This is a genomic window from Mucilaginibacter sp. (genome assembly GCF_036383575.1).
Lineage (GTDB): Bacteria > Bacteroidota > Bacteroidia > Sphingobacteriales > Sphingobacteriaceae > Mucilaginibacter.
On sequence record NZ_DASVOB010000573.1, the window covers coordinates 1 to 8,194 of the forward strand.

Genomic DNA, 8,194 nt, shown 5'->3' on the forward strand with positions numbered 1-8,194 from the left:
AACCACTGTACCTATCAACAAAACAACCGAAACTACAAACTGGGTTACCACCAAAGTATGACGGAAAAACAAATTCCCTCCCATCGATTTTACATTCCCCTTAAGCACTTTAACCGGGTTGAAGCCGGATAAAAACAGCGCCGGGTAGCTGCCGGATATTACCCCGGTTAATAAGGCGATACCCAATAAACTAAACCAAAGTTTCGCATCGGCAAAATTAACGGCGAGTTGCTTACCAACCAGCTGATTAAACATCGGCAACACTAAAATCACTATCCAAAGTGACACTAATAATGATAAAAAAGCAATGAATACCGCTTCGCTTAAAAACTGAAATATCAACTGAAACCTTTGTGCCCCGGCTACTTTGCGCAAACCAATTTCTTTAGCCCTTCGGGCCGAGCGCGCCGTAGCCAGGTTCATAAAATTGATACAGGCCACAGCAAGTATCAAAAGAGCCACAACAAAAAACATCTTTAAGTACAGCGCATTACCATGCCCGAGCATATCCATCTCTATAGCCGGGGCCATATGAATTTTGGTAATGGGTTGAAGATGGAACGCGCTTTTCATTTGCGGTTCGTGTTTATGATAGATCTGAAAAATCTGCCCCTCCAGTTTTTTTAAATTGGCCGGACTTGGATCAAAACTTTCATCCAATTGAACATAAGTATGAAAATAGGGAGCTTCCCATTGATATTTCTCCACTTTGGGCTTAGCCCTGTATAGTGCAGCAGTTGGCATAACGAAATCGAACTGTAAATGTGAGTTAGCCGGAGTGTTGGCTAAAACCCCGGTTATCACTACATTTTCACTATTGTCTTTTCGTAAAAACTTGCCAACAGGATTTTGATTGCCAAAATATTTTGAGGCTGTCGCCTGTGTTATTAAAACGCCATCCACCTGCGTTAAAGCTTTAGCACGATCGCCCTCCACAAGCGGAAATGAAAATACATCCAGAAAATTCGGATCGGCATACAGTACCCTATCTTCTATAAACCTTTTATCGTTGGCTTCAAACAGGTAACTATTCGGGCTTATACGTACTGTATTTTTAATAGCAGGCAATTGCGCTTTTACAGAGGCGGCCATTGCTGTGGGAGTACCGGCCATGGTTAAGCCATCAACATCCCAGTTTATGCGGTATAGCTGCGCGGCATTTTTATGAAATTTATCATAACTTGTTTCATTTTGTACCCAAAGCAATATCAGGATACTTGCCGCCAAACCAATGGCCAAACCGAAAACATTAATAATGGAGTAGGCTTTGTCCTTAATTAAATTACGATAAGCAAGTTTAAAGTAAATTCTGATCATGGTTATGTAGGTTTAAAGGTTTACTAACAGAGGGCCTGCATAATATGACTTTAAAATTCGTGCCATGATATAAACCACTAACAATGAACCTATTGAAAATAAAGACAAGGCTATACCGTTCGGATACGTTACAACGGGTGTACGACTTTAAACGCACGCTTTATTCTGAAAATAGTTATTGAAATTGATGACAGATGGCAATCAACCTTCAAAAACAGGAGTTATGATATTATGATTTACCAGGATCCGCATCAGCATATCAACCGAAAAATCGCGCGTTATATCAATGCTGATAAAATCCCTTTCGCCATTTTTTACCTCACAGGCATCACGGTCAAAATACAATACCAATCCACGCATACTACCCGAAATAATAACGATCTGCTCATTATTGATGAGTTTAAAGCTATTTCGTGTACGCTTAAAAAAGCTGCACAAACTTTTAACGTGCCGATAGGTGAGTAAAGAAATGATCATGCTGTCAGCTTTTTATAATGGTTGCCAGGCGTTGCCTGATAATAATATCTTTAACAGCGGCAGGCAGTAAACTATTCAATAAAACAAGTATTCTGTTTATCATGCCTGGGATAATCTCTTTTTTCCCCCGCAGTAAACCATCCACCGCTATACGTGCTACGTGCCCGGGTTCCATAATGGTTGCCTTTGATATGCCTTTGAGCTTATTATTCATCACCAGCAGTTCGGGCTTGGTATTGATCCCTCCGGGACTAAGCAGGCTGATCTTCACATTTGAGCCCTGAAGCTCCAGCTGCAAACATTTGGTAAAATACCTGATAAATGATTTGGTAGCGCCATAAACCTGCTTTTTAGGTACCACAAACAAACCGCCCAGGCTGCCTACATTTAATATATATGAAGTAGCATCGGTATCGGCCTGGGCCAAAAACAAGCGCGTAAGCAGTACAGGAGTAATCACGTTCAGTTCAATTTGTTTTTTATAAAACCCGATATTCAGATCTTCAAACCACGACCAGTTACCCAAACCTGCATTATTGATAAGCAGGTGGGCGGTAATTTGCTCATCACTAAGGTAATTAAAAATTGCGGGGTAACTTTCAGCAAGTGTTAAATCAATTTCAAGATAGTTGACTTTAACATCAAAGTTTTTGCGGATAAACGATGCCAGCTCGGGCAGTCCTGACGCTGGCAATGAAACCAACACCAGGTTTATTTGGCGCGATGCCAGTTCAATGGCAAATGATTTGCCCAGTCCTTCGCTGGCACCGGTGATGATAGCAGTTTGATTGATCATGCTTCAGGCTTGTTTAAGGTAATTTATTGTTTTGTGCATTCCTTCGGCAAAAGGGGTTATCCTGTAGCCCAGTTGGGTGATAGCCTTGTTGCTGCTATATTTTTGATCGTACTTTAAACGTTCGGCAAATTCAGGTAAAAAGAATGGGCGCAGCCCGGTAAGTTGTGTTTTAAGCTTTTCTATACGACTATAAAACTCAATCGCTTTTAAAGGCAGGTGAATAAGGCGATGCTGCTTCCCGGATACCTGGTGCACCGTATTAAAAAAGTCGTTAAAGCTGATATCCTCTCCCCCTAAAATATAGCGTTCGCCGCTTTGGCCTCTTTCCATCGCTGCAAGGTGCCCATCAACAACATCATCTAAAAAAGCATAATTGGCTATCTGTTCGCCGTTACCAGGAATAAAACGCCATTTACCACGCAAATACGCGGATACCATTTTGCCAACGGTATTGCTTTCGGTAACCGGCCCTTCACCATACACCCGTGAAGGATTTACGGTAACCACATGCGCACCTTGCTTTGCAAAGTTTTGCACCTCAAGCTCGGCCAGGTATTTGGTACGCTCATAAGCAATGGGGAAACCTGCAATCCGCGGGTCGTCCTCACTCATGGGATGTTTAACCGTTGGCCCCCATACACCGCAGGTAGAAGTATAGACAATTTTTTGCACCCCGGCATTGGCGGCAACTTCAAGCACGTTCCGGGTGCCAACAACGTTGGTTTCATGGTAATCATCGGGATTACGGCACCACATTTTAGCCATGGCAGCGGTATGGTAAACCAATCCGCAGCCCTGCATAGCCCTGCCCAGGCTTTGCCGGTACAGGATATTGCCGGTAACCGGCTCAATGTTTTTATGCTTTACTAAATATGGATGATCAGTATTGCGGCATAATGCTTTAACATCATAACCCTGCATAGCCAGTGATAAGGTAAGCTGCCTGCCAATAAAGCCTGTTGCCCCGGTTACTAAAACTTTCATACAGGTATTACAATCCGGCCTGAGTTTACCCCTATGCGAGGGAAAGAAATTTTAAATCATTTTTTAACCTATAGTTTTAATGCGGTAAATATTTAAATTTGACTTATTACTATAATAAAGCCTTTACCAAACATGAACACATTCCAGGATCCATATAAATCATTTGCAGATTTTTCGCCCGAGGAGCTGGGCTTTTTACAGCATGCAACGCCCGATCTGACTGAAAATCAAAAGAAATACTTTTATATGGTTTACAGCAACAAGCGCAAAAACTCGCAGGATATACTATTATTTACCCTGCTCGGCTTTGTTGGCTTTGCAGGCATCCAGCGTTTTGTTTTAGGCCAGATAGGGATGGGGATCCTTTACTTTTTTACAGGAGGGCTTTGCGTAATAGGTACCGTTGTTGATCTGATCAACAATAAGTCGATCACTTTGGAGTATAATAAGAACATGGCTTATGAAAGCTACCAGATGGCTAAAATGAGCAGCTAAGGCCTTATATTAATAATGTCCTTTCAAGGAGTGAATTTTTATTCTATTCTCGTCTTCTAACACCTCATAAATTATGCGGTGTTCCTGGTTTATTCGCCTCGACCAGAGTCCTGTAAGATTATGTTTAAGCATTTCGGGTTTACCAATGCCGCTAAACGGATCCTCGTTAATGGCTTGCAGTAGTTGTTGAATCTTTTTCTGAATGATCTTGTTCCCGGATTTTTTCCAATATTCAATATCGCTTTGGGACTCTTCAGAATAAACTATTTCCATAGATCGTCGGTCTTGATCGCCTTGTATTTCCCGGCCTCAAAATCATCTTTACTACGCTTTATTTTTTTTTCAAACTCTGGATCATATGTCGATTTTTCTTCCTCAAACTGGATCTTCAGGGCTTTCATGAATGCTTTTAAAGCATCTGACTTTTCTTTATTTTCAGGATGTGCAATTAAAATTCCCATATATCAAATTTACTGTTTTATTTTTTCTTTTACTTTAAGAACGATTTATTTAATAGATTAGCTTAACTGTAAATATGAAATTATCTGCCCTAACCGCATACCTCGAAAGCCTTGCGCCGCTTAATTACCAGGAGGATTATGACAACTCAGGCCTTATAGTTGGCAACCCTGATCAGGAAGTAAGCCAGGCATTGGTTTCGCTTGATTGTACCGAAGCTGTAGTTGATGAGGCTATTGCCACCGGTTGCCAGGTGATCATATCGCACCACCCCATAGTTTTTAAGGGGCTCAAAAAATTCAACGGCAAAACTTATGTAGAGCGGGTAGTGGAAAAAGCAATCCGCAAAGGGATAGCGATATACGCTATTCACACCAACCTGGATAGTATCATGACGGGAGTTAACGCCCGCATTTGCGAAACTTTGGGTTTAAAGAACACCCGTATACTACTGCCTAAACATAACCTGATCAAAAAGCTGGTTACCTATGTACCTTTAAGCCATGCCGATGCCGTGCGCGATGCTCTATTCAGTGCAGGTGCTGGCAATATTGGCAATTACAGTGAAACCAGCTTTAATGCCGAAGGCACCGGAACATTTAAAGGTAACGATGCTGCTAACCCTTACGTTGGCGAAGTTGGCAAACGCCACAAGGAAAATGAGGTGCGTATTGAAACTGTATATCCGGCCAACCTGGAAAGCAAGATCCTGATGGCCCTGATTCTGGCCCATCCTTATGAAGAGGTTGCTTATGACCTCTATAATTTAACCAATCAGCACCAGCAGGTAGGTTCGGGCATGATAGGCGAATTGGAAATGCCGCTTAATGAGGAAAGTTTCCTGTTTCATGTAAAGGACAAGATGCGTGCACACGTGATCAGGCATACTAAATTATTGGGCAAACACGTTAAAAAAGTAGCGGTTTGCGGTGGCTCGGGAGGCTTTTTATTGAAGCATGCCATAGCTGCCGGAGCCGACGTTTTTATCACTGCTGATTACAAGTATCACGAGTTTTTTGATGCCGAAGGAAAGATAGTTATTGCAGATATCGGACACTTTGAAAGTGAACAATTTACGCAGCAATTATTGTATGAAATAATTAGAAAAAAATTCCCTATCTTTGCCGTCCGTTTAACAGAAGTAAATACAAACCCCGTCAAATATTTTATTTAATGGAACAAACCGTAGAACAAAAGCTTAAAGCTTTATACGAGCTACAAACTATCCACACCAAAATTGATAGGATCCGCCAGGTAAGAGGCGAATTGCCAATGGAAGTTGCCGACCTTGAGGACGACGTTGCAGGCCTTGAAACCCGCATCCAGAAGATCAAAGGTGAACTTGACGATGTGGAAGATGACATAGTTACCCGTAAAAACCTGATCAAAGAAGCTCAGGCAAACATCAAAAAATACGAAGGCCAGCTTAACGAGGTTAAAAACAACCGCGAATATGACGCTATCTCAAAAGAAATTGAGATCCAGGGCTTAGATATACAGGTGAGCGAAAAGAAGATCCGTGAGTATGGTTTCGAGATCACTAACAAAACACAGGTTTACGAAAAAGCACTTGCCGACCTGGAAGCCCGTCAGAGCGACCTTGATGCCAAGAAAGAAGAATTAGGCACCATTACTGCCGAAACTGAAAAAGAAGAAACCGAATTAAATTCACAAGCTGCAAAAGCTACTCAAAACATTGAAGAGCGTTTGTTAACTGCTTACACCCGTCTGCGTCAAAACGCAAAAAATGGCCTTGCAGTTGTAACCATTCAGCGTGATTCATGCTCTGGTTGCTTTAACCAGATCCCGCCTCAGCGCCAATCAGACATCCGTCAGCGTAAAAAGATCATCGTTTGCGAGCATTGCGGACGTATCCTTGTTGACGAGCAAATGGCTCTGGAAGCTGAAGAAGCATAAGCAACCATTTATAAAATTAAATATATCAAAGGCACCCGGTGGGTGCCTTTTTTTGTTTTGCCATATTTCTCCGATATTTATTCCATGCCTAAATCAAGGACCACATATTTTATTCTGATTATATTAACCATCATCCTTGGCCTGCTATCCAGGCATTTCAGTATTATCCCCTTATTTATTGGCGATATTTTATGGGCTACTATGGTTTACTTTATCATGCAGTTCCTTTTTATCGTTAAGCCTGCCAGGTTCAATGTTATTGCAGCTTTGATATTTTGCTTCGCGATAGAGTTTAGCCAACTTTATAAAGCCCCATGGATAAATGAATTACGGCATACGCTTTTCGGCAGGCTTGTTTTGGGCGAGGGCTTTTTGTGGAGCGATTTGTTGTGTTATGTTGTTGGGGTGGGGATAGGCGTTGGGGTTGATTATTATGTACCCAAACTTAAAACACTTAGGCATTAACCCAGTAAAATCTTACATCTAGTTAATTGAGCGGGCTCGTTAGTTTTCATTCTCTTAAAACATTAACTTATAATCTTTAAAACTAAAACAAGTCTAGCTAATTATAATCATTACGCTTGCTCTAAATAGAAACACATATATTTGAGAAAAAAAGTGGCATTCGAACTATTACAATACGAATTAAAGAATTCCGAAAGGAATAAGCTTGACAAGCAGGACAATGCATTTCACGACTGGTATCGATTTGTTCTTTCTTTTCCTCCCCATCTTGTTAGAAAATATATTAAAGAGTTTGGATTAACTCCGGAAGATATTGTACTCGACCCCTTTTGCGGCACGGGTACAACTTTAGTCGAAGCCAAACTTCAAGGCATTCCATCTATAGGTATTGAAGCAAATTATTTCGTACACTTTGCAAGCTCAACAAAAATTGATTGGGACATTGATCATGAGGCTCTCCTTAGTACAGCTAAAGACATTCGAGAACTATCTCTTCGGGAATTTAATGATCAAAATATTAGTGATTCTCCCGAATTAAACTATGTTCATTTATTAGATACAGAACTCTTTCAAGCATTAAATCAAGAAAAAAACAAACTAATCATTAAAGATTCTATAAGTAAACTCCCGTTACACAAGTCTCTTGTTCTGCTCAATCAAATAAATAAATATAAAGAAAGTCCTTTCCATAAATATTTGATGATTGCGTTAGGCAACTCGTTGGTATTTAAAATAAGCAATCTTCGTTTTGGCCCGGAGGTTGGAGTAGGGAAATTAAAAACTGATTCATCGGTGATTGAACCTTGGTTTAACCAAATAATTAAGATCTGTGCTGATATCAAGTTTCACAGTGAAAACAAGAGTGTTAGTTCCTCTGTACTGTTGTCTGATTCGAGAAATTTAAAGGACTTATTAGGCGAAAAACAAATATCAGCGGTAATAACTTCGCCGCCTTATCCTAACGAGAAAGATTATACCAGAACAACCCGGCTCGAATCTGTATTACTTGGATTTATCAATAGCAAAGAAGAACTCCGGGCTTTAAAGAAAACGCTACTTCGTTCAAATACGAGGGGGGTTTATAAGGACGACAATGACGATGAGTATATTAAAGGGTTTCCAGAAATTATTCGAATTGCAAATGAAATTGAAACACGCAGAATTGAAGCAGGAAAAACATCTGGTTTTGAACGATTGTACCATAAAGTCACCAAATTATATTTTGGTGGTATAGCAAAACATTTAATAGAATTACAATCAATATTAAAACCTAACGCTTATTTG

Annotated in this window: 11 protein-coding genes; 5 read left to right on the top strand and 6 right to left on the bottom strand. The window is 40.6% G+C overall.

All coding sequences use genetic code 11. The features are described from left to right. From VF500_RS20525 to VF500_RS20540, 4 genes are all read right to left on the bottom strand, one after another. Positions 1–1,317 (bottom strand): ABC transporter permease (locus VF500_RS20525; protein WP_330861469.1); only part of this gene is annotated, 1,317 nt, incomplete at its 3' end. A gap of 201 nt (positions 1,318–1,518) precedes the next feature. Further along, positions 1,519–1,794 carry a hypothetical protein gene (locus VF500_RS20530; protein ID WP_330861470.1) on the bottom strand — a complete coding sequence of 92 codons (276 nt, stop codon included), beginning with the start codon at positions 1,792–1,794 and terminating at the stop codon, positions 1,519–1,521. 4 nt (positions 1,795–1,798) lie between these two features. Continuing rightward, entirely contained in the window at positions 1,799–2,590 is a 792-nt protein-coding gene (locus VF500_RS20535; protein WP_330861471.1) for an SDR family NAD(P)-dependent oxidoreductase, read from the bottom strand. A 3-nt stretch (positions 2,591–2,593) separates the two neighbouring features. Beyond that, positions 2,594–3,574, bottom strand: coding sequence for an NAD-dependent epimerase/dehydratase family protein (locus VF500_RS20540; RefSeq protein WP_330861472.1), 981 nt, complete (start codon positions 3,572–3,574; stop codon positions 2,594–2,596). A 132-nt stretch (positions 3,575–3,706) separates the two neighbouring features. Here VF500_RS20540 and VF500_RS20545 point away from each other — a divergent pair, with 132 nt between their 5' ends. Next, a complete protein-coding gene (locus tag VF500_RS20545) occupies positions 3,707–4,069 on the top strand; it encodes a TM2 domain-containing protein (RefSeq protein ID WP_121232477.1) in 363 nt (120 codons plus the stop codon). Positions 4,070–4,078: 9 nt separating this feature from the next. On the opposite strand, the gene VF500_RS20550 is transcribed toward VF500_RS20545, so the two are convergent. Then, positions 4,079–4,342 carry a Txe/YoeB family addiction module toxin gene (locus tag VF500_RS20550; protein WP_330861473.1) on the bottom strand — a complete coding sequence of 88 codons (264 nt, stop codon included), beginning with the start codon at positions 4,340–4,342 and terminating at the stop codon, positions 4,079–4,081. Continuing rightward, a complete protein-coding gene (locus tag VF500_RS20555; protein ID WP_330861474.1) occupies positions 4,333–4,530 on the bottom strand; it encodes a DUF2683 family protein in 198 nt (65 codons plus the stop codon). The genes VF500_RS20550 and VF500_RS20555 overlap by 10 nt, the downstream gene beginning before the upstream one ends. A gap of 74 nt (positions 4,531–4,604) precedes the next feature. On the opposite strand from VF500_RS20555, the gene VF500_RS20560 reads away from it, so the two are divergent. From VF500_RS20560 to VF500_RS20575, 4 genes are all read left to right on the top strand, one after another. After that, complete coding sequence (locus VF500_RS20560; protein ID WP_330861475.1) at positions 4,605–5,702, top strand: Nif3-like dinuclear metal center hexameric protein; 1,098 nt, start codon at positions 4,605–4,607, stop codon at positions 5,700–5,702. Next, a complete protein-coding gene (locus VF500_RS20565; RefSeq protein WP_121232474.1) occupies positions 5,702–6,445 on the top strand; it encodes a zinc ribbon domain-containing protein in 744 nt (247 codons plus the stop codon). The genes VF500_RS20560 and VF500_RS20565 overlap by 1 nt, the downstream gene beginning before the upstream one ends. 84 nt (positions 6,446–6,529) lie before the next feature. Then, positions 6,530–6,910 carry a DUF2809 domain-containing protein gene (locus VF500_RS20570; RefSeq protein ID WP_330861476.1) on the top strand — a complete coding sequence of 127 codons (381 nt, stop codon included), beginning with the start codon at positions 6,530–6,532 and terminating at the stop codon, positions 6,908–6,910. A 141-nt stretch (positions 6,911–7,051) separates the two neighbouring features. Further along, on the top strand, positions 7,052–8,194 hold a 1,143-nt coding region (locus tag VF500_RS20575; protein WP_330861477.1), incomplete at its 3' end, for a TRM11 family SAM-dependent methyltransferase.

Excerpts from the sequence above, each read along its gene's own strand:
- VF500_RS20530 (WP_330861470.1), bottom strand. The coding sequence starts at position 1,794 with ATGATCATTTCTTTACTCACCTATCGGCACGTTAAAAGTTTGTGCAGC.
- VF500_RS20535 (WP_330861471.1), bottom strand. The coding sequence starts at position 2,590 with ATGATCAATCAAACTGCTATCATCACCGGTGCCAGCGAAGGACTGGGC.
- VF500_RS20540 (WP_330861472.1), bottom strand. The coding sequence starts at position 3,574 with ATGAAAGTTTTAGTAACCGGGGCAACAGGCTTTATTGGCAGGCAGCTT.
- VF500_RS20545 (WP_121232477.1), top strand. The coding sequence starts at position 3,707 with ATGAACACATTCCAGGATCCATATAAATCATTTGCAGATTTTTCGCCC.
- VF500_RS20550 (WP_330861473.1), bottom strand. The coding sequence starts at position 4,342 with ATGGAAATAGTTTATTCTGAAGAGTCCCAAAGCGATATTGAATATTGG.
- VF500_RS20555 (WP_330861474.1), bottom strand. The coding sequence starts at position 4,530 with ATGGGAATTTTAATTGCACATCCTGAAAATAAAGAAAAGTCAGATGCT.
- VF500_RS20560 (WP_330861475.1), top strand. The coding sequence starts at position 4,605 with ATGAAATTATCTGCCCTAACCGCATACCTCGAAAGCCTTGCGCCGCTT.
- VF500_RS20565 (WP_121232474.1), top strand. The coding sequence starts at position 5,702 with ATGGAACAAACCGTAGAACAAAAGCTTAAAGCTTTATACGAGCTACAA.
- VF500_RS20570 (WP_330861476.1), top strand. The coding sequence starts at position 6,530 with ATGCCTAAATCAAGGACCACATATTTTATTCTGATTATATTAACCATC.